Source organism: Streptomyces sp. NPDC007901 (genome assembly GCF_042959465.1).
In the GTDB taxonomy this organism is placed as follows: Bacteria; Actinomycetota; Actinomycetes; order Streptomycetales; family Streptomycetaceae; genus Streptomyces.
The window spans coordinates 222,943-242,325 of the sequence record NZ_JBIBKW010000006.1 but is presented as its reverse complement, the minus strand read 5'-3'; the positions used below and the strand labels follow the sequence as shown (position 1 = coordinate 242,325).

At 71.2% G+C, this 19,383-nt stretch carries 17 protein-coding genes; 8 read left to right on the top strand and 9 right to left on the bottom strand.

What is annotated here, in order from left to right; all coding sequences use genetic code 11:
- Nucleotides 1-165 precede the first annotated feature (165 nt).
- The 3 genes from ACFZDK_RS21465 (at nt 166) to ACFZDK_RS21455 (ending at nt 4,201) form a co-directional block, all read left to right on the top strand.
- Nucleotides 166-357, top strand: a complete 192-nt coding sequence (locus tag ACFZDK_RS21465) for an Rv0909 family putative TA system antitoxin (protein ID WP_390974579.1) — start codon at nt 166-168, stop codon at nt 355-357.
- Nucleotides 358-438: 81 nt separating this feature from the next.
- Nucleotides 439-2,778 (top strand): ATP-binding cassette domain-containing protein, encoded by a 2,340-nt coding sequence (locus ACFZDK_RS21460; RefSeq protein ID WP_390974577.1) that lies wholly within the window; start codon nt 439-441, stop codon nt 2,776-2,778.
- Between the two features lie 43 nt (nt 2,779-2,821).
- Nucleotides 2,822-4,201, top strand: a complete 1,380-nt coding sequence (locus tag ACFZDK_RS21455) for a DUF3500 domain-containing protein (protein ID WP_390974575.1) — start codon at nt 2,822-2,824, stop codon at nt 4,199-4,201.
- Here the strand turns inward: ACFZDK_RS21455 and ACFZDK_RS21450 are convergent.
- The 5 genes from ACFZDK_RS21450 to ACFZDK_RS21430 all read right to left on the bottom strand — a co-directional run bounded on the left by ACFZDK_RS21450 (nt 4,156) and on the right by ACFZDK_RS21430 (nt 9,463).
- Nucleotides 4,156-5,019, bottom strand: a complete 864-nt coding sequence (locus tag ACFZDK_RS21450) for a 1-acyl-sn-glycerol-3-phosphate acyltransferase (protein WP_390974573.1) — start codon at nt 5,017-5,019, stop codon at nt 4,156-4,158. The two genes, ACFZDK_RS21455 and ACFZDK_RS21450, sit on opposite strands and share 46 nt — an antisense overlap.
- Entirely contained in the window at nt 5,019-5,783 is a 765-nt protein-coding gene (locus ACFZDK_RS21445; protein WP_390975039.1) for a GNAT family N-acyltransferase, read from the bottom strand. Before ACFZDK_RS21445 ends, ACFZDK_RS21450 begins: the two co-directional genes overlap by 1 nt.
- 311 nt (nt 5,784-6,094) lie before the next feature.
- Complete coding sequence (locus ACFZDK_RS21440) at nt 6,095-6,844, bottom strand: succinate dehydrogenase/fumarate reductase iron-sulfur subunit (RefSeq protein ID WP_390974572.1); 750 nt, start codon at nt 6,842-6,844, stop codon at nt 6,095-6,097.
- A complete protein-coding gene (locus ACFZDK_RS21435; protein WP_390974570.1) occupies nt 6,841-8,790 on the bottom strand; it encodes a fumarate reductase/succinate dehydrogenase flavoprotein subunit in 1,950 nt (649 codons plus the stop codon). Before ACFZDK_RS21435 ends, ACFZDK_RS21440 begins: the two co-directional genes overlap by 4 nt.
- A 1-nt stretch (nt 8,791) precedes the next feature.
- A complete protein-coding gene (locus ACFZDK_RS21430) occupies nt 8,792-9,463 on the bottom strand; it encodes a succinate dehydrogenase (RefSeq protein ID WP_390975037.1) in 672 nt (223 codons plus the stop codon).
- 119 nt (nt 9,464-9,582) lie between these two features.
- On the opposite strand from ACFZDK_RS21430, the gene ACFZDK_RS21425 reads away from it, so the two are divergent.
- On the top strand, nt 9,583-10,467 hold the full coding sequence (locus tag ACFZDK_RS21425) for a LysR substrate-binding domain-containing protein (protein ID WP_390974568.1): 885 nt from the start codon (nt 9,583-9,585) through the stop codon (nt 10,465-10,467).
- 121 nt (nt 10,468-10,588) lie between these two features.
- Here ACFZDK_RS21425 and ACFZDK_RS21420 read toward each other — a convergent pair whose 3' ends face one another.
- From ACFZDK_RS21420 to ACFZDK_RS21410, 3 genes are all read right to left on the bottom strand, one after another.
- Complete coding sequence (locus ACFZDK_RS21420) at nt 10,589-12,733, bottom strand: EAL domain-containing protein (RefSeq protein WP_390974567.1); 2,145 nt, start codon at nt 12,731-12,733, stop codon at nt 10,589-10,591.
- Nucleotides 12,730-13,542 carry an SAM-dependent methyltransferase gene (locus ACFZDK_RS21415; protein WP_390974566.1) on the bottom strand — a complete coding sequence of 271 codons (813 nt, stop codon included), beginning with the start codon at nt 13,540-13,542 and terminating at the stop codon, nt 12,730-12,732. The genes ACFZDK_RS21420 and ACFZDK_RS21415 overlap by 4 nt, the downstream gene beginning before the upstream one ends.
- Nucleotides 13,543-13,853: 311 nt before the next feature.
- On the bottom strand, nt 13,854-14,822 hold the full coding sequence (locus tag ACFZDK_RS21410; RefSeq protein WP_390974564.1) for an SCO0930 family lipoprotein: 969 nt from the start codon (nt 14,820-14,822) through the stop codon (nt 13,854-13,856).
- A gap of 268 nt (nt 14,823-15,090) precedes the next feature.
- Here ACFZDK_RS21410 and ACFZDK_RS21405 point away from each other — a divergent pair, with 268 nt between their 5' ends.
- The 3 genes from ACFZDK_RS21405 to ACFZDK_RS21395 all read left to right on the top strand — a co-directional run bounded on the left by ACFZDK_RS21405 (nt 15,091) and on the right by ACFZDK_RS21395 (nt 17,366).
- Nucleotides 15,091-15,681 carry a hypothetical protein gene (locus ACFZDK_RS21405; RefSeq protein WP_390974562.1) on the top strand — a complete coding sequence of 197 codons (591 nt, stop codon included), beginning with the start codon at nt 15,091-15,093 and terminating at the stop codon, nt 15,679-15,681.
- Between the two features lie 31 nt (nt 15,682-15,712).
- The gene (locus tag ACFZDK_RS21400) at nt 15,713-16,477 is read left to right on the top strand and encodes a DUF4239 domain-containing protein (protein WP_390974560.1); all 765 of its coding nucleotides are present in this window, start codon (nt 15,713-15,715) and stop codon (nt 16,475-16,477) included.
- Between the two features lie 208 nt (nt 16,478-16,685).
- Nucleotides 16,686-17,366, top strand: coding sequence for a hypothetical protein (locus ACFZDK_RS21395; RefSeq protein ID WP_390974558.1), 681 nt, complete (start codon nt 16,686-16,688; stop codon nt 17,364-17,366).
- A gap of 80 nt (nt 17,367-17,446) precedes the next feature.
- On the opposite strand, the gene ACFZDK_RS21390 is transcribed toward ACFZDK_RS21395, so the two are convergent.
- Nucleotides 17,447-18,373: a hypothetical protein gene (locus ACFZDK_RS21390; protein ID WP_390974557.1), complete on the bottom strand. Its 927-nt coding sequence runs from the start codon at nt 18,371-18,373 to the stop codon at nt 17,447-17,449.
- A 335-nt stretch (nt 18,374-18,708) separates the two neighbouring features.
- Here ACFZDK_RS21390 and ACFZDK_RS21385 point away from each other — a divergent pair, with 335 nt between their 5' ends.
- Nucleotides 18,709-19,383, top strand: coding sequence for a class F sortase (locus tag ACFZDK_RS21385; RefSeq protein WP_390974556.1), 675 nt, complete (start codon nt 18,709-18,711; stop codon nt 19,381-19,383).

The window sequence follows — 19,383 nt, the reverse complement described above, 5'->3', positions numbered from 1 at the left end:
CTTTCTGCGGACTGCGCTGCGGTCGGCTCTGCGGTCGGCGGGAATCCGCGTCTTCCAAGCTCGCACAGGCACGCCGGGCCCGCACGGGGACCGCCGCCGAGATGCGGACCGGGCCGGGGGCGGTGACGCTGGGAGCGGAAGCCTCAACCAACGAGGAGGGCTGCCATGTCCATGCTGGACAAGCTCAAGGGGATGCTCAAAGGCCACGAGGACCAGGCCAAGAAGGGCGTCGAGAAGGCCGGCGACACCATGGACCAACGGACCGGCAACAAGTACCAGTCCCAGGTCGACATGGCCCAGAAGCAGGCCGACGACTACATCGACCGCTCCCGCAACCAGGGCAACCCTCCGCAGTAGCGGCGGCGGATCACGGGGCGCGGGCTAGGATCGCGGGGTTTGTCCCTGCCCCGCGAGCCGCCCGTCACGGAGTTCCGTCCGATGCACAGCCCCCATGACCCGTACGTCCGTGTCCGGGGCGCCCGTGAGCACAATCTCAAGGGCGTCGATGTGGACATTCCCCGGGACGTGCTGGCCGTCTTCACCGGTGTGTCCGGCTCGGGGAAGTCGTCGCTGGCCTTCGGCACGATCTACGCCGAGGCCCAGCGGCGCTACTTCGAGTCGGTCGCGCCGTACGCGCGCAGGCTGATCCACCAGGTCGGGGCGCCCAAGGTCGGGGAGATCAGCGGGCTGCCGCCGGCGGTGTCGCTGCAGCAGCGGCGCTCCGCTCCCACCTCCCGCTCCTCGGTCGGCACGGTCACCAACCTGTCCAACTCGCTGCGCATGCTGTTCTCGCGGGCGGGCGACTACCCGCCGGGGGCCGAGCGGCTCGACTCCGACGCGTTCTCCCCCAACACGGCGGCGGGAGCCTGCCCCGAGTGCCACGGTCTGGGCCGGGTGCACCGGGCGACCGAGGAGTCCCTGGTCCCCGACCCGTCGCTGTCCGTCCGCGACGGCGCGATCGCCGCCTGGCCGGGGGCCTGGCAGGGCAAGAACCTCCGGGACATCCTGGACGCGCTCGGCCACGACGTCGACCGCCCCTGGCGCGAGCTCCCCGCCGAGCAGCGCGAGTGGATCCTCTTCACCGACGAGCAGCCGGTGGTCACCGTGCACCCGGTCCGGGACGCCGACCGCATCCAACGGCCGTACCAGGGCACGTACATGAGCGCTCGCCGGTATGTGCTGAAGACCTTCTCGGACTCCAAGAGCCCGGCTCTGAGGGCGAGGGCGGAGCGGTTCCTGACCAGCGCGCCCTGCCCGGTGTGCGGCGGTGGCCGGCTGCGTCCGGAGGCCCTCGCGGTGACCTTCGGGGGCCGTACGATCGCCGAGCTGGCCGCGCTGCCGCTGACCGGGCTGGCCGCACTGCTCGACGGCGGCCCCGCCTCGGAGACCGCGCGGGTCCTCATCGAAGACCTCACCTCGCGGATCGCACCGGTCGTCGAGCTGGGCCTCGGCTATCTCAGCCTCGACCGGGCCACGCCCACCCTCTCTGCGGGCGAGCTGCAACGCCTGCGCCTGGCCACCCAGTTGCGCTCCGGGCTGTTCGGTGTCGTCTACGTCCTGGACGAGCCGTCGGCCGGGCTGCACCCGGCGGACACCGAGGCGCTGCTCACGGTCCTGGACCGGCTGAAGGCGGCCGGGAACTCGGTGTTCGTGGTGGAGCACCACCTGGACGTGGTGCGCGGCGCCGACTGGCTGGTGGACGTGGGTCCTGGGGCCGGCGAGCACGGCGGGGAGGTGCTGCACAGCGGACCGGTGGCGGAGCTGGCCGGGGTCGCGGAGTCGGCGACGGCCCGCTGCCTGTTCGCACCGGAACCCGCACCCCCGCGCGAACTCCGGTCCACCAAGGGATCGTTGAAGATCGGCCCGGTCACCCGGCACAACCTGCGCGCGGTCACCGCCGAGTTCCCGCTGGGCGTGCTCACCGCCGTGACCGGCGTGTCCGGGTCCGGCAAGTCGACGCTGATCGGCGCGATCACCGAGGAGCTCGACGGAGTCGGCCGCCTGGTGTCGGTCGACCAGAAGCCGATCGGCCGCACGCCGCGCTCCAACCTGGCCACCTACACCGGCCTGTTCGACGTCGTCCGGAAGGTGTTCGCGGCCACCGGCGAGGCGCGGGAGCGGGGGTACGGCGTCGGGCGCTTCTCCTTCAACGTGGCCGGCGGACGCTGCGAGACCTGCCAGGGCGAGGGGTTCGTCAGCGTGGAGCTGCTGTTCCTGCCCAGCACCTACGCGCCCTGCCCGGACTGCGGCGGGGCCCGCTACAACCCGGAGACGCTCGACGTGCCGTACCGGGGACGGAACATCGCCGAGGTGCTGGACCTGACCGTGGAGAGCGCGGCGGCCTTCTTCGCGGACACCCCGGCCGCGGCGCGCAGCCTGGGCACCCTGCTGGACGTGGGCCTCGGCTATCTGCGACTGGGCCAGCCCGCCACGGAGTTGTCCGGCGGTGAGGCCCAACGGATCAAGCTGGCCAGCGAGTTGCAGCGCGGCCGGCGCGGCCACACCCTCTACGTCCTGGACGAGCCGACGACGGGACTGCATCCCGCCGACGTCGAGGTGCTGATGCGGCAGCTGCACGGGCTGGTGGACGCCGGGCACACGGTCGTCGTCGTCGAGCACGACATGACCGTGGTGGCGGGCGCGGACTGGGTGATCGACCTGGGTCCGGGCGGCGGGGACCGGGGCGGCCGGATCGTGGCGGCGGGCCTGCCGGCCGAGGTGGCACGGGCGGCGGACAGCGTCACGGCGCCCTATCTGGCGGCCCGTTCACTGCCCTGACGATCTTCAGGATCGCTTCAGGTTGCTTCGGAAGTTTGGGGGTATGCACGGACACCACCCCCGCACCCCCGGAGCCGAGCGCTCCCGCCGCTGGTTCATGAACAAGGCGCTTCTCACCGGCGGCATCGCCGCGCTGGCGACCATGACCGGCTGCTCCGACGGCTCCTCGAACGCGTCCGGTTCGCCCTCCGGCGCCCCGAGCGGCGGCATGCCCTCGGGCGGCCCCGGCGGAGCCGGCGGCATGGGCCCCGGCCAGAGCGAGGTCGAGTACAAGGACTTCGTGGGCCTCACCACGGACGGCAAGGTCGTCGACGACCTGTACGCGATCCACTCCACCGACGTCTCCACGGACAAGGTCGTCAAAGCCGCGCAGGCCTTCCTGGACGGCCTCAGCCAGCAGGAGCGCACCTCCTGCACCTTCGACGTGGACGACGACGAGTGGCCGGCCTGGAGCAACGTCGACGGCTACGAGCGCAAGGGCGTCCGGATGGGCGACATCACGGACAAGAAGCGGGACTTGGGCTTCGCCCTGCTCGGTACCGCGCTGTCCGCGAAGGGTCTCACCCAGACCCGCAACATCATGAAGCTCAACCAGTTCCTGGGCGACTACAACGGCGGCAACCGGGACACCCTCACCGAGGGCGCCTACTTCTTCACCTTCATGGGCACCCCGTCGACCAGCAAGCCCTGGGGCTTCCAGTACGAGGGCCACCACGTCGCCATCAACTACTTCGTGCTCGGCGACCAGGTCGTGATGACCCCGACCTTCATGGGCTCCGAGCCGACCTCGGCCACCTACGAGGGCGAGAGGATCACCCTCTTCAAGCCGGAGACCAAGGCCGGTCTGGCCCTGATCCGCTCCCTCACCTCGGCCCAGCGCGCCAAGGTGATCGACTCCAAGGTGAGCAAGTCCGGCACCGACATGAAGGCGGGCGCGGGCTCCGACAACCTGAAGCTCGCCTACCAGGGCCTGCCCGGCTCCGAACTCACCTCGGCCCAGCGGGACAAGCTCCTCGACCTGGTCCGCGTCTACGTCGGATACATGGACGACGGCCACGCCGGGGTGAAGATGACGGAGGTGGAGAAGGACCTGGACCAGACGTACTTCTACTGGCTCGGCAAGACCAAGGACACCTCGGCCTTCTACTACCGGGTGCACAGCCCCGTCGTCCTCATCGAGTACGACGCCCAGTCGCCGCTCGCCTACGGCACGAAGACCGGCACCGGCGGCGGCCAGCCCTCGGGGCAGCCCACCGGGCAGCCGACCGGCGGTATGCCCACCGGCCGGCCGGGCGGCGGCGGTGGGATGGGCGGTCCGGGCGGTACGCCGACCCAGCAGCACATCCACACCATCATCCGCACGCCCAACGGCGGCGACTACGGCGTCGACCTGCTCAGGCTCCACTTGGAGACCGACCACTGAGAGCCCCGCCCGGGGTTCACCAGAGCAGCGTGCGTCCAGGCCGGCTCGTGGGTCACCGGCTGGGCGGCGCCGGCGAGGCTACGACGGTCCGGGTGGCTCCCGGCCGGTATCAGCGGCCGTATGTCCACCTCGGCCACCAGGCCGCGGGTCGTCACCACTCGCCACAGGGAGGCCAGCAGCGTGTCCTCGCCGACGTAGGCGGGCACGGTGCTGGCCTCTCCCGCTGCCAGCCGGTACTGCAGCCGCACCGGCTGCACGGGCGCGCCGGCGTCCAGCGCGGCCTGGAACACGGCCCGGCGGAACCGGCCCTGGGCGCGGCCGCACCAGGTGCTGCCCTCCGGGAAGGCGACCACCGCGGCCCCCTCCCGCAGCGCTCCGGCGATCCGGCCGACCGTGTCCGGCAGCGCCCGCAGCCGGTCCCGGTCGATGAACAGCGCCCCGGCCCCGGCCACCAGCGCGCCGGCCACCGGCCACGCGCGGATCTCCTTCTTGGCGAGCATCCGCGCGGGCCGTACGGCGGCCAGCAGCGGGATGTCCATCCAGGAGATGTGGTTGGCGACAAGGAGGACCCCGCCGGTGCCCGGCGCGCTGCCGGTGATCCGGATCCGGACCCCGGCGGCCCGCACGAGGGTCCGGGAGAACCACCGCACCCACGCGGCCGGAATCCTCCCGCCGAGCGGGAGCAGCGAGATCGCGACGAGCATCAGGAACACCACCGCGGTGAACCGCAGCACGGCCCGGGGCAGGGCCGTGAGGGTCCCCGCGCGCTCCACGCAGGCGCCCGGGGTGCAGGGCGCGCTGGGCAGCCAGACGCTCATCAGGCCGGGACGAGCGAGAGGAAGTGCCGCAGATAGCGCGCGTTGACCCGGCGCATCGACAGCAGCACGTACATGTCGGCCACCCCGAAGTCCGGGTCGTGCGCGGGCTCCCCGCACACCCAGGCGCCGAGGCGGAGGTAGCCGCGCAGCAGGGCGGGCAGCTCGGTGCGTCCCTCGGGGGCGGGTCCGGTGGGCACCCAGGGATTCAGGGGCCGTACCCGGAACTCCTCCGGGGCGAGGTGCTTGGCCTGGACCTTGTCCCAGGTGGCGGCGGCGAGGGCGCCGCCGTCGGCGAGCGGGACGGAGCAGCAGCCCGCCAGCCACTCGTGGCCGCGGTCCACCATGTACCGCGCTATCCCGGCCCAGATCAGACCGATGACGGCGCCGTCGCGGTGGGCGGGGTGCACACAGGACCGGCCGACCTCGACCAGGCCGGAGCGGATGGGTGCGAGCGTGCTCAGGTCGAACTCGCCCTCGGAGTAGAGGCGGCCGGCGACCGCGGCGCGCTCCGGCGGCAGGAGCCGGTAGGTGCCGACGACCTCGCCGGTGAGGGCCTCGCGGATGAGCAGGTGGTCGCAGTACGCGTCGAACGCGTCCACGTCCAGACCCGGCTCCGGCCCGTCGAGCCGGGCGCCCATCTCTCCGGCGAACACCTGGTGACGCAGCCGCTGTGCGGCCCGGACGTCGTCCTCGTCACGGGCGAGCTGCACCAGATAGCCGGAGTCCCCGGGCGGGGCGGCGAGAGCGGGGGGTGAGGCGGGCATGGCGGTCATGGAGGTCTCCTGCGCCGAGCGGAAGCTGAGGAAATCTGCACCTGCTTTCTTCCGTGGCAGGCTGGACTCGGCGTGACATGCGCGGGACCCGTGGATGTGAGACTGCTGAATGCCGGGCGTCGGAGCCTTTCCGGTCACTCACAGACGCCCGAGAGTAACCCTACCGTGATCAAACGGCCGTAAAGAACGCGAGACGGGGCCGGAGAGCACCAACCCCGACCCCGCCCGTCCGCACCTTCCGGCGAACGTTCACGCGGGGAACTGCGCGACCGGCCACGACGGCGCCGCACCCCGCAACGGCGCTACCGCTTCCCCGCCTTCCGGGTAGCCCGCAGCCACTCCCTGTTCATGCTCGTAATGGACACCAACGGAATCCCCTTCGGGCAGGCCGTCGCGCACTCCCCCGCCAGCGTGCACCCCCCGAACCCCTCCTCATCCATCTGCGCCACCATGTCCAGCACCCGCGTCTCCCGCTCGGGCGCCCCCTGCGGCAGCACGTTCAGGTGATTCACCTTGGCGGACGTGAACAGCATCGCCGCCCCGTTGGGACAGGCCGCGACACACGCCCCGCACCCGATGCACTCCGCGTGCTCGAAGGCGAAGTCGGCGTCGGCCTTCGGCACCGCCGTGGCGTGGGCCTCCGGCGCCGCCCCGGTCGGCGCGGTGACGTACCCACCCGCCTGGATGATCCGGTCGAACGCCGACCGGTCCACCACCAGGTCCTTGATCACCGGGAACGCGGACGCCCGCCACGGCTCGATGTCGATCGTGTCGCCGTCCTGGAAGGACCGCATGTGCAGCTGGCACGTCGTCGTCCGCTCCGGCCCGTGCGCGTCCCCGTTGATCACCAGGGAGCACGCGCCGCAGATGCCCTCGCGGCAGTCGTGGTCGAAGGCGACGGGATCCTCACCGCGCAGGATGAGTTCCTCGTTGAGGGTGTCGAGCATCTCCAGGAACGACATGTCGGTGGAGATGCCGTCCACCTCGTACGTGGACATCGCTCCGTCGGCGTCGGCGTTCTTCTGCCGCCAGACGCGCAGGGTGAGCTTCATGCGTAGCTCCGCTGGGTGGGGTGGACGTACTCGAAGACCAGGTCTTCCTTGTGCAGCACCGGGGCGTCCCCGGTACCGGTGAACTCCCAGGCCGCCGCGTAGGCGTACTCGTCGTCCCGGCGGGCGGCCTCGCCGTCGGGCGTCTGGGACTCCTCCCGGAAGTGGCCGCCGCAGGACTCGGCGCGGTGCAGCGCGTCGAGGCACATCAGCTCGGCGAGCTCCAGGTAGTCGACGATCCGGTTCGCCTTCTCCAGGGACTGGTTGAACTCCTCGCCGGTCCCCGGCACCTTGATCCGACGCCAGAACTCCTCACGGATCTGCGGGATGCGCTCCAGTGCCTTGCGCAGTCCCGCGTCCGTGCGGGCCATGCCGCAGAACTCCCACATCAGCTCGCCGAGTTCGCGGTGGAAGGAGTCCGGCGTACGGTCGCCGTCGACGGACAGCAGCAGGTTCAGCCGGTCCTCGGTCTCGGCCAGCACCTCCTGGACGACGGGGTGTTCGGCCGTCACCGCCTCCTGGTGGGGGTTGCGGGCGAGGTAGTCGTTGATGGTGGCCGGCAGGACGAAGTAGCCGTCGGCCAGGCCCTGCATCAGCGCGCTCGCGCCCAGCCGGTTCGCCCCGTGGTCGGAGAAGTTGGCCTCGCCGACCGCGAACAGGCCGGGGACGGTGGTCTGGAGGTCGTAGTCGACCCACAGTCCGCCCATCGTGTAGTGCACGGCGGGATAGATCCGCATCGGCACCTCGTACGGATCCTCGTCCGTGATCCGCTGGTACATGTCGAAGAGGTTGCCGTACTTGGCCTCGACGGCCTTGCGCCCCATCCGCTCGATCGCGTCGGCGAAGTCCAGATAGACACCCTGCCCGCCCGGGCCGACGCCCCGTCCCTCGTCGCAGACGTTCTTCGCGGCGCGGGAGGCGATGTCACGCGGGACCAGGTTGCCGAAGGACGGGTAGATGCGCTCCAGGTAGTAGTCGCGCTCGTCCTCGGGGATCTGGTTCGCGGGCCGGGTGTCGCCCTTGGCCTTGGGCACCCAGATCCGGCCGTCGTTGCGCAGCGACTCGCTCATCAGGGTGAGCTTGGACTGGTGGTCGCCGGTGCGCGGGATGCAGGTGGGGTGGATCTGGGTGAAGCACGGGTTGGCGAAATAGGCGCCGCGCCGGTGCGCCCGCCACACGGCGGTGGCGTTGGAGTTCATGGCGTTCGTCGACAGGTAGAAGACGTTGCCGTAACCACCGCTCGCCAGTACGACGGCGTCGGCGAAGTACGTGTCGATACGACCCGTGATCAGATCCCGGGCCACGATCCCCCGCGCCCGCCCGTCGACGACGATCACGTCGAGCATCTCGGTGCGCGGGTGCATCTCCACGTTCCCGGCGGCGATCTGCCGGCTCAGTGCCTGGTAGGCGCCGAGCAGCAGCTGCTGCCCCGTCTGGCCGCGGGCGTAGAAGGTCCGGGAGACCTGCACGCCGCCGAACGATCGGGTGTCGAGCAGTCCGCCGTACTCACGGGCGAACGGCACGCCCTGCGCCACGCACTGGTCGATGATCTCGACGGAGATCTGGGCGAGGCGGTGGACGTTGGACTCGCGGGCCCGGAAGTCGCCGCCCTTGACGGTGTCGTAGAAGAGCCGGTGGATGGAGTCGCCGTCGTTGCGGTAGTTCTTCGCCGCGTTGATCCCGCCCTGGGCGGCGATGGAGTGGGCGCGGCGCGGGGAGTCCTGGTAGCAGAACTGGACGACGTGGTAGCCCTGTTCGGCGAGGGTGGCCCCGGCGGAACCGCCGGCCAGGCCGGTGCCGACGACGATCACGGTGTGCTTGCGCCGGTTGGCGGGGTTGACCAGCTTGGCCTCGAAACGGCGCTTGTCCCAGCGTTCCGCGACGGGTCCTGAGGGGGCTTTGCCGTCGGTGACGGCCTCGCCGGTCGTGTAGTTCGCGTAGTCGGTCATGTCAGCTCACCACTCCGGTCATGACGCCCACGGGGACGGCGATGAAACCGGCCGTGAGCAGCAGCGCGAGAACGTTCGCGACGGTCTTGAGGGCGCGGTCGCGGGTGCGGCTGCCGACGCCGAGGGTCTGGGCGGCGCTCCAGAAGCCGTGCCGCACGTGCAGGCCGAGCGCGAGCATCGCGACGATGTAGATGACGTTGCCGTACCAGGTGGAGAAGGTGTCCACGACGTTCTGGTACGGGTGGCCCTCCTGGAAGCCGCCGGAGTGCACGGTGCCGGTGGTCAGGTCGAGGATGTGCCAGACGATGAACAGGGCGAGGATGATCCCGCCCCAGCGCATGGTGCGGGTCGCGTAGGACGCCCGGGCCTTCTTGTGCACGTACTTGCTGGGGCGTGCCTTGATGTCACGGCGGCTGAGCTGGTAGGCGGACGTGGCGTGGGCGACCACGGCGACGACCAGGACGATCCGGATGAGCCAGAGCGTCCACTCGTAGTGCATGAAGGGTTCGCCGATGGTGCGCAGCCAGTGGGCGTAGTGGTTGAACTCGCCGGCCCCGAAGTAGATCTTCAGGTTCCCGATCATGTGCACGACCAGGTAGAGCAGCATGATCAGGCCGCTGACGGCCATCACCGTCTTCTTGCCGACGGAGCTGTCCCACATCGTGCGCGCCATGGACGGCCGTCGGTCCGTCCGCGTTGCCAGAGCCATGTCCAGGACGGTAGGGCCCCGTGACCCGATCGGTCCAAGACATGGTCCGGCTGGATTCCATAGCCGGAAGCTATCGTGTCACCATGCAGTTCCAGCAGCTTCAGTACTTTGTCGCCGTGGCCGAGACCCGGCACTTCACCCGGGCCGCCGAGCTGGTCCATGTCGCCCAGCCCTCGCTGTCCCAGCAGATCAAGGCGCTGGAGCGGGAGCTCGGGGCGGATCTGTTCCTGCGGGCGCGCGGGAACATCACGCTGACCGACGCGGGCGAGGCGCTGCTGCCGCTGGCCCGGCGGATCCTCGCGGACGCCGACACCGCCCGGCACGAGGTGCAGGAACTGGTGCAGCTGCGCAGCGGGCGGGTGCGGCTGGGGGCGACGCCCAGTCTGTGCACCGGGCTGCTGCCGGACGTGCTGCGGGCCTTCCACGACCGGTACCCCGGGATCCAGCTGCTGATCGAGGAGAGCGGCTCGCACGATCTCGTGCGGGAGCTGGCGCGCGGGGCGCTGGACCTGGCGCTGATCGTGCTGCCGCTGCCGCCGGCGTCGCCCGCGCTCACGACCGTGGAGCTGCTGCGGGAGGACCTGGTGGTGGTGTCGTCTCCCGAGGCGACGGTGCCCGGGCGGGGGCGGGGCGGGGTGCACATCGCCGACCTGGAGGGGGAGCGGCTGGTGATGTTCCGGCACGGGTACGACCTGCGGGAGCTGACCGTCGCCGCGTGTCGCTCCGCCGGGTTCGAGCCGAGTTTTGCTGTCGAGGGGGGTGAGATGGACGCGGTGCTGGGGTTTGTGCGGGCGGGGCTGGGGGTGGCCGTGGTGCCTCGGATGGTGGCGGCTCGGTCGGGGCGGGGGTTGAGGGTCACTCCGTTGGCTCGGCCGGGGTTGCATCGGACGATCGCGTTGGCGCACCGGAGTGATGTGGCGCCGCCTCGGGCTGCTCGGGAGTTGCAGAGGATGCTGTTGGAGAGGTGACTGTGCCCGGCCGCGCCGTTGTGGTGGATCGCCGTGCGGGGCGCGGGGGTTGTGCGTGGCTGGTCGCGCAGTTCCTCCCCCAGCCTTCGGCCGGGGGGACCCCAGCGCCCCTTTGGGGCGCTCAACCCGTCGCATCCACCAATGCGAGGTCGTGCAGCCTCTCCGGCGGGCCAGGGCGGGCGTAGTACCAGCCCTGGGCCGTGTCGCAGCCCAGTATGCGGAGCTGCTCGGCCTGGGCGCCGGTCTCCACGCCCTCCACCGTGACCGCGAGGTCGAGGCTGTGGGCCAGCGAGACGATCCCCTCGACGATCTTGAGGTCGACCGGGTCCGCCGGGAACTGCTGCATGCTCTGGGTGAAGGAGCGGTCCAGTTTGAGGATGCTCACCGGGAGCCGGCGGAGGTTGGCGAGGTTGGAGTAACCGGTGCCGAAGTCGTCCAGGGCGATGTCGACGCCCATCTCGGCGAGGCGCCGCAACGGTTTGAGGAGGTCGTCGTCGGCGCCGATCAGGGCCGACTCGGTGACCTCCAGGCACAGGGCGTCGGGGGCCACTCCGGAGCGCTCCAGGATCTCCACCGTGTCCTGGACCAGGCCGGGGTGGGTGAGCTGGCACGGGGAGAGGTTCACGTTGATGCGCAGCGGGCCGGCGCCGGCCTGCTCGCCGTAGCGTTCTCGCCACTCGCGGGCCTGGCGGATCGACTCCTCCAGGACCCAGCGGCCCAACGGGACGATGAGACCGGTGTGTTCGGCGAGCGGGATGAACCGGTCGGGGCCGAGCACGCCGTGCTGCGGGTGCAGCCAGCGGACCAGGGCCTCGGCGCCGCGGACGCTGCCGTCGCCGAGGTGGACCAGCGGCTGGTACTCGATGAAGAACTCGCCCCGGTCCAGGGCCGCGGGCAGCGCGGTGGTGAGGCCGTGCCGGGTGATGGCGCGGGCGTCGGCCTCCGGGTCGGCCAGCTCGGAGCGGTTGCCGCCCGCCGACTTGGCCCGGTACATCGTGATGTCGGCGCTGCGCAGCACCTCGGCCGGGGTGCGCTCGCCGGCCGGGCCCTCGACGATGCCGATGGAGCCGCGGACCATGAGGTCGCGGCCGTCGATGCTGATCGGGGTGACGAGCGCGTTCATGATCCGGTCGGCCAGGTCGTCGACCTCGCGCTGGGTGGCCGGGCCGGTGGTCAGCGCCACGAACTCGTCGCCGCCGAGCCGGGCGACCATCTCGCCGGGCGCGGTCGCGCAGGACTGCAGCCGGTCGGCGACCTCCACCAGGAGCCGGTCGCCGGCCGAGTGGCCGAGGCTGTCGTTGACGGTCTTGAAGCCGTCCAGGTCGAGGTAGCACAGCCCGAACCGCTGGTCCTCGCCCGCCGACAGGGCCTTCTCCAGGCGCTCGAAGAACAGCGTCCGGTTGGGCAGGCCGGTGAGCGCGTCGTGGGTGGCCTCGTAGCGCAGCCGGAGGTTGAGGAGCCGCCGCTCGGTGGTGTCCTCCATGAGGGCCAGCTGGTACTGCGGCTCGCCGTCGGCGTCCCGGAGCAGGGAGACGGTCAGGTTGGTCCACAGGACCGTGCCGTCGGAGCGGTTGAACGCCTTCTCCACGTGGTAGTGCTCGCGGTCGCCGCGCACCAGCTCCTCGTAGAGCCGCCAGGTCTGGGGCGCGTCCTCGGGGTGCGCCCACTCCAGGACGTTGCGGCTGCGCAGGGTCTGCTCGGAGCCGCCGAACATGCGCAGCAGCGCGCCGTTCACCTGGAGGACGTTGCCCTCCAGGTCGGCGATGCCGATCCCTATCGCCGCGCCCTCGAAGACGGCCCGGAAGCGGGCCTCGCTCGCGTGCAGCGCCTGCGCGACCACCCCCTGGGCGCGCAACGCGGCCTGGGCGATGGCCTCCTGCTCGGCCAGCGTGCGCTCCCGCAGTGCCTGGGCGAACCCGGCGGCCATCGCGTGCTGGATCCGCGAGGAGCGCATCCGCAGCTCCTCCTGGGGGCCGTCCTCGCCGCAGTACAGCGCCAGGTACGCGTCGACGCAGTCGAGGGTGCGGGTGAGCGCCTCCGGGTCGGTGCAGTGCGCGTCGATCAGCGCCGCGCCCACCTGTCGGGCCTCGTCGGCGTCGAAGCCGTGCGCAAGCAGCACCTCGCTGAGCCTGCGGGCGAGCGGCAGGAGCTGCTCCTCGAACTCCGGCCGGGTCAGGGACGTCGAGGTCACCGGGAACACCGCCCGGCTCCAGATCGTCGCGAACCGGCGCAGTCTGTCCTCCGGCCCGTCCGGCTCCGCGCTCACGCCGCGATCCCCACGCCGGCGAATCCGGAGAAGGCATACGGATCCTCGTCCTCCGGTGCCGACTCCGGCCGCCAGTGCGGCATCGGCACCAGTCCGGGTTCCACCATGTCGTACCCCTCGAAGAACCTTGCGATCTCGGCGCGCGAGCGCATGATGAGCGGGTTGCGAATGTCCTTGTATACGTCCACCGCGCCCTCGGCCCGCTCGGCCGACAGCGGGATTCCCTCGTACGAGGCATGGGTGAGAACAAGCAGGCTGCCGGGCGCGAGTGCGTCGCGCAGCTGTGCCACTGCTTCGTACGGGTCGTCCGCGTCTTCCACGAAGTGCAGTATGGCAACGAGGAGCAGGGCGACTGGCCGATTCAGGTCGATGAGACGCTCCACCTGAGGGCTCGACAGGATCTCCTGGGGCTTGCGGAGGTCCGCGGCGACCACGTCCGCGTCCTCGTTGCCCGTGAGCACGGCCTCGCTGTGCGCCACGGCCACCGGGTCGTGGTCGACGTACACCACGCGGGCGCCGGGGTGCGCGGTCTGGGCGACCTCGTGGACGTTGCCGAAGGTGGGGATGCCGGAGCCGATGTCCAGGAACTGGTCGATGCCGGTGCCCACGGCGTACCGGACGGCGCGGCGCATGAAGGCGCGGTTGGCCTGCATGATCTTCGGCAGGCCCGGCAGGTGCTGCATCGCCTTGCGGGCCGCCTCCCGGTCGACCTCGAAATTGTGCGAACCGCCCAGGTAGTAGTCGTAGATACGCGAAACGCTCGGCACCGAGATGTCGATGCTCCGTGGGGCCCAGGCGGGACGCTCCATGTATCTCTCCAAGGGCTTAGGCGATCCGGTGTTCGAGCAGAGGCTACTGATCGCCTGCGAACAGGGCGAGCCGAAACGGAAATTGACCATCCGTTCCCGGTCAGGAGCTGGGAATTCGGTGTTCGGTTTGGGGGAGTTCGGGGGGCGCCCGGGAACGCGAAGGAGCCCGCCCCCTCCGTGCGGTGTGGAGGGGGCGGGCGGTCGTACGCGCCGTTGTGTCGTCGTCCGGGACTCTCGCTGGCCTCTGCCCTCCCTTCCGCGATGCGCGAATGTGGATGTGGGCGGGGCGATCAACCCTGGGGAGGTGATCCCTAATTGCTCGGCGCGCCGACCAGCTTTCCTTCGGGCGAGACGGCGTACCAGGTGCCGCCGACGCCCTGACCGTTGGTGTCCCCGGCCTTCGCGTCACCGGAGAAGGTGTAGATCGGCCAGCAGTCGACCGTCTGCTGCTTCTCGCCGTTGTCGGGGCGGGTGAAGCCCATCAGGCCCTTCTTGACGATGCCCTTGGTGTCGTCCGAGGAGACCTCGCCGACGGCCGGCCACTTGGCCAGGCAGTCACCGGTGCAGTTCGAGACGACCTTGGGCCACGCCTTGTCCTTGATGAAGCGGTAGACCGTCATGCCGTTCTTGTCGACGACGATGTCACCGAGCTTGGCGTCCTTGCGGACGGAGAGGCCGGGCAGGTCGGCCAGGGTGGCCTTCTTGCCGTCGGGGGCCAGCGCGAACCACTTGCCGCCCACGCCCTGGCCGTTGACGTCACCGGCGTTGACGTCCTTGGCGTAGCGGTACACCGGCCAGCCGCCCACGGTCAGCTGCTTGGTGCCGTCGGTGCGGGTGACCTCGCCGAGCAGCGCCTTGTCGATGCCCGCGCCGGCCGTGGCGTCGTCGGCGGGGACCGGCGGCCAGGTGGTCGCGCAGTCGCCGTCGCAGTTCGACTTCGGCGGGTTCGCGGTGTCCGCGTCGAAGCGGTAGAGGGTCAGACCGCTGCCGTCGGTCAGCACATTGCCCAGGTCGGGGTTGCTGGCGACGGTCAGCTTGCCCGCGGGCTGCACCGCGGCCGGGGAGCTGGAGGCCTGACTGCCGTCGGCGCCGTAGCCGTTGCCCGCGCCGGTGGAGGCGGAGGGGTCGGTGATGCTGCCGATCCCGGCCGGCGCCGTGGCACCCACATTCTGCGCCGCCGAGGACGGGGTGGGCGTGTTGCCCTGACCGCACGCCGTCGTCAACGCCAGCACGCCTGCGGCCGTGGCCACCAAAGAGGCGCTCCTCCAGGAGGTCTTCATTTCCAACTCCCCATAATCGCCTGGATATTGCAGCGCCTCTGCGCCGCCGCACGACACCAGGTACGGATGGTGGGGGCCGGAGTGTTCAACAGCCGCACAAAATTCTTTCGGGACACTGTGGCCGCGGGCCTCGTCCCGCACGGGCGTACGCTTCGCGCCAATCGGCGGACGGTCTGATTCAAACCGGTTTACGCCGCCTGTCCCCCGTTCGGGCCAATCCATCCGTACTCCGGCGTGCGACGGCGCCCGACGCCTCATGATCTCCGTCGTGCATGCACCCGAAGCGACCCGACTCGCGCCCGCCCCAAGGGCGTTGGCCCTGCTGGCGCTGACGTGGACCCTGGTGGGCTGCCCGGTCGGCACGGCGTCGGCCGACGCCTGCGCCTACGCGTCGACGGGCCCCGACGGCATCCACGCCGTGGCCGTCGCCGGCGACTCCTGGCCCACTCCCCCGCCCTGTCCGGAGCCCACCCCGCCACCGTGCCCCACGCCCGCTCCGACGCCCACCCCGACACCGACACCGACTCCCACCCCGCCGCCGAAACCGCCCCCCAAGCCCAAGCCGACCCCCAAGCCGAAGCCGCCGGCGCCGCCACCACCACCCCGGCGGGCACCGGCCCCGAAGCCGACACCCACCCCGCCACCGGCCCCCCGGCCCGCGCCACGACCTGCGCCGACGCCGACCCCCACCCCGCCGCCCAAGCCCACCCCGCGGCCCTCACCGACCCCGGTGGTCTACCCGCCGTACCACGTCCGGTCGACCGGTGCGACGGCCCCGAACCGCACCTCCCCGGTCACCTACGTCCTGCTCATCGCCGTACCCGCGATCATCGCCGTCGCCGCGTTCCGCGCGCGCTGACGGCCGCCGCACCGAATTCTGGAGGCTTCCGTTGCCGGATTGGCTTGTTCTCGTCCTCGCGATGCTCGCGGCCTGTGCCGTGGTGGTCGTCATCACCCTCGTACGGCACAAGACGGCGGCGGAGGACGAGGATCCCTCCGAGACGCCGGACGTCATCGAGTACATGACCATGTGGATCGGCGTCATCTACGCCATCGTGCTCGGTCTGGCGGTGGCCGGGGTGTGGGAGGCCCGCAGCGCCGCCCAGGACCACGTGCAGGCGGAGGCGCAGGCGCTGCACGAGATCTACGAGCGGGTACGGGTGTATCCGCCCGACGTCCGTGGCCGCATCCGGGCGGACGTGGACGCCTACGCGAAACAGGTCGTCGACAAGGAGTGGAAGGTGATGGCCGACAAGGGCCGGCTGACCCCGCAGGGGGCCGACCTGCTCGCGAGGATCCGCGAGGACGTCACCGACTACGAGCCGAAGACCGACTTCCAGGCGCAGGCCTACCAGCCGCTGGTGGACCAGGTGGCCGCGGTCGACCAGTCGCGCAGCGCCCGGGCCGACTCGACCGGGGCGACCATGCCGAACGTGGTGTGGTTCGGCCTGCTGACCGGGGCCGCGATCACCATCGGCATGGTGTTCGCCCTGCAGATCAGGCGTACCCGGCGCGAGCTGATCCTGGCGGGCCTGTTCTCCGCGACCATCACCTTCATGCTCTTCCTGATCTGGGACTTCGACGAGCCCTACAGCCGGGGCATCACGGCGACATCGCAGCCCTTCCTGAACCTCTTCCCGCACATCAGGGGATAGCGGTCGCGCCCGCACGCCACGGGCCGCCCGGGGGAATCGCACCGCGCCACGCCGTCGATGTCCCCTGGGCGGCCCAGTCGTCTCACCCGTTCGACCGACTACGTTCGCGCGCCTGTGCGGATGTTCCTAGCGTTCCGAACATCGAGGTGCATTTCCGGCACAGGCGGAACAGGTCCGCATGCTGCTCCTCGGGACCGGAGGAACCACCATGCGCGCGATACGCGTCGCTTCGGCCGCACTGCTGGGCGTCGGCGCCCTCGTCCTCTCCGCTCCGGCCGCCCACGCGACCGACGGCGGCTGCCGGGCCGCCTCGACGGTCACCCCCGGCCTGTTCGGTACGGTCCTGATCCCGCCGGGGCAGGGCGCGGGGGCCCTGAACGCCGGGTCGCAGGCCCTGTACCCGATGCTGTTCACCTGCGCCGGGCTGAGCGCCCCGGCCGAACCCGCCCGCGCGGCAAGCGGTTCGGACGACCACGGCGACGGCCGCACGAACGGTCGCACCGACGGACACGGCGACGACCAGAGCGGCGACCGTGCGGACGGCCACGACAGCGGAAACGGCAACGGCAACGGACACGAGAGCGGCCGTGGCGACGACCAGACGGGCGGCCGGACCGACGACCAGACCGGTGACCGCACGGACGGCGGGACCGACGACAGCGGCGGCGGCAACACCGACGGCAGCGGCACCGACGGCGGCGGTACGGACAGCCGTGAGGAGCTCAACCCGCAGCCGCTTCCGCCCAGTCGCGGCGTGCAGGCCGGTGAGGGCGGCAGCTTCGGAGGGCTCGACCTCAAGGAGATCGGCCTCGGCGCGGCGCTCGTCGTGGGCGCGGTCGGTACGGCGTACCGCGTCTCGCGCAGGCAGGCCACCGAGGACGGAGCCTGACCGTCACCGGGCCGTGCGGGTCTTCCCTCCGACCCCCTCGGCGGGGACGGGAGCGAAGACCCGCTGACGGCGCGCGGCGCTCAGATGCGCTTCTCGTGACGGCGGCGCAGCCAGAACCCGCAGCCGGCCAGCACGGCCACGCCCACCAGCCCGCCGCCGATCGCCATGTCGGCCGGGGTGGCGCCGTTGGAGACACTGCCGCCGAGCCCGCCGCGCACCCCGCCGAGCACGGAGAAAGCGGCCGGCCGGGTCAGGGTCCGGCCGTTGTCGCAGCGGACCGTCAGGTCGTAGGGGCCGGGGCGGGCGTCCCGGTCGATGGTGGCGACACCGCGGGCCATCTCGCCGCCGAACGGGAACAGCGACGTGGTGCGAAAGGCGCGGGAGGACATGACGCCGCTGCGGCAGCCGTTGACGGTGACGGTCAGCCGGGCGCCGCTGGAGATCACACTCGGCTGGGCGACGATGTTGCGCACGCCGTTGCCCCGGCCGCCGAAGTCGTCGAACCGCCCGTCGTCCCCGCGGCCGCCGAAGTCGTCGAAGCCGTCGTTGCCGCGTCCGCCGGAGCCCTCGTTGCCCCGGCCGTTGTCGAACCCGTTGCCGCCCCGCCCGCCGAAGCCCTCGTTGCCCCGGCCGTTGTCGAACCCGTTGCCGCCCCGCCCGCCGAAGCCCTCGTTGCCCCGTCCCCCGAAGCCTTCGTTGCCCCGTCCGCCGAAGCCGTTGTTGAACCGCCCGTCGCCGCCGACACCGAAGCCGGGAACGACGACGCCGGGGACCGCCGCGATGCCCGGGGCGACCCCGACACCGCCGACCCCGGGAGCGACCCCGACGCCGCCGACTCCGGGAGCGACGCCGGTCCCCGGGGCGACGCCCGTCCCTCCGACGACCGGGGCCTGGGTGTTGGCCGGGCCGCCGCCGTTGCCCATGCCGTCCGCGACGGCCATGGGGGCGGCGGCTCCGAGTACGGCGACCACTGTGCACGCGGCCGCCAGGGCACGTGAGTTTCGCATCTCTTCCTCCGCGGAAGGCGCCCCGGGAACCGTCCCCGGAAGATCGGCGAGAAAGCACCTCCCGAATAGACCCTCAGATGCCCTGAACACGCCCGCATTTCGAGAATGGTCCGTCCTGGTGAGGGGACACGCCGTCAGAAAAGCGCACAATCGGATATTGCCGCAGGTCACGGACCGTCAGAAAAATCCTGTGAACGGCAACTCGGATGGCGCACCGGAATGCGCGCGGGCCACCCGTTCGCCCGTCGCCCCGTCGCCGCTCGCGCGCGCGGGACTTAGCGTTTCCCCATGCGCGATACGGAGATCGCGACGGCCGCGTCGAGAGGGGAAGGCGAATGTCCGCGTCCGAACTTTCCGAGCTGGCCGAAGAGGAGGATCGGCGCAGAAAGCGTGCCCCTTGGGGCGTGATAGCGCTGGTTCTGCTGACCGGTCTGGCACTCATCCGCAATGGCTCGGGAGAGTTCGACACCGGTCCGCCGCAGCCGGCCTCGGCCGCCGCCCCCGACAGTCGTACCACGGTCCCGGACACCTTCGCCACGGCAGCCGCGACGCTCCCCTATTCGCCGGCGAACCACATCAGGATCTCCTCGATCCGGGTCGACGCGCCCGTGATGCCGGTGGGCCTGGACGCCGACGGCTGGATCGCGGCGCCGCCGCCGGACGACCCCAATCTGGCCGGCTGGTTCAACGGAGGCGTCTCACCGGGTGAGAAGGGCACGTCCGTCGTGGTGGGCCATGTGGACAACACGAAGGGCCCGGCGGTCTTCTACGGACTCGGTTCCCTGAAGAAGGGGAACAAGATCGAGATCGACCGCGCCGACGGGCGGACCGCGGTGTTCGAGATCTACGGCATCGAGGTCTTCGCGAAGGCCGATTTCCCGGGCGACCGGGTCTACGGTTCCAAGGGCACGCCGGAGTTGCGGGTCATCACCTGTGGCGGCGGTTTCTCGAAGCAGAACGGCTACGACGGGAACGTGGTGGTCTTCGCCCGCCTGGTGGAGGTCCGCTGA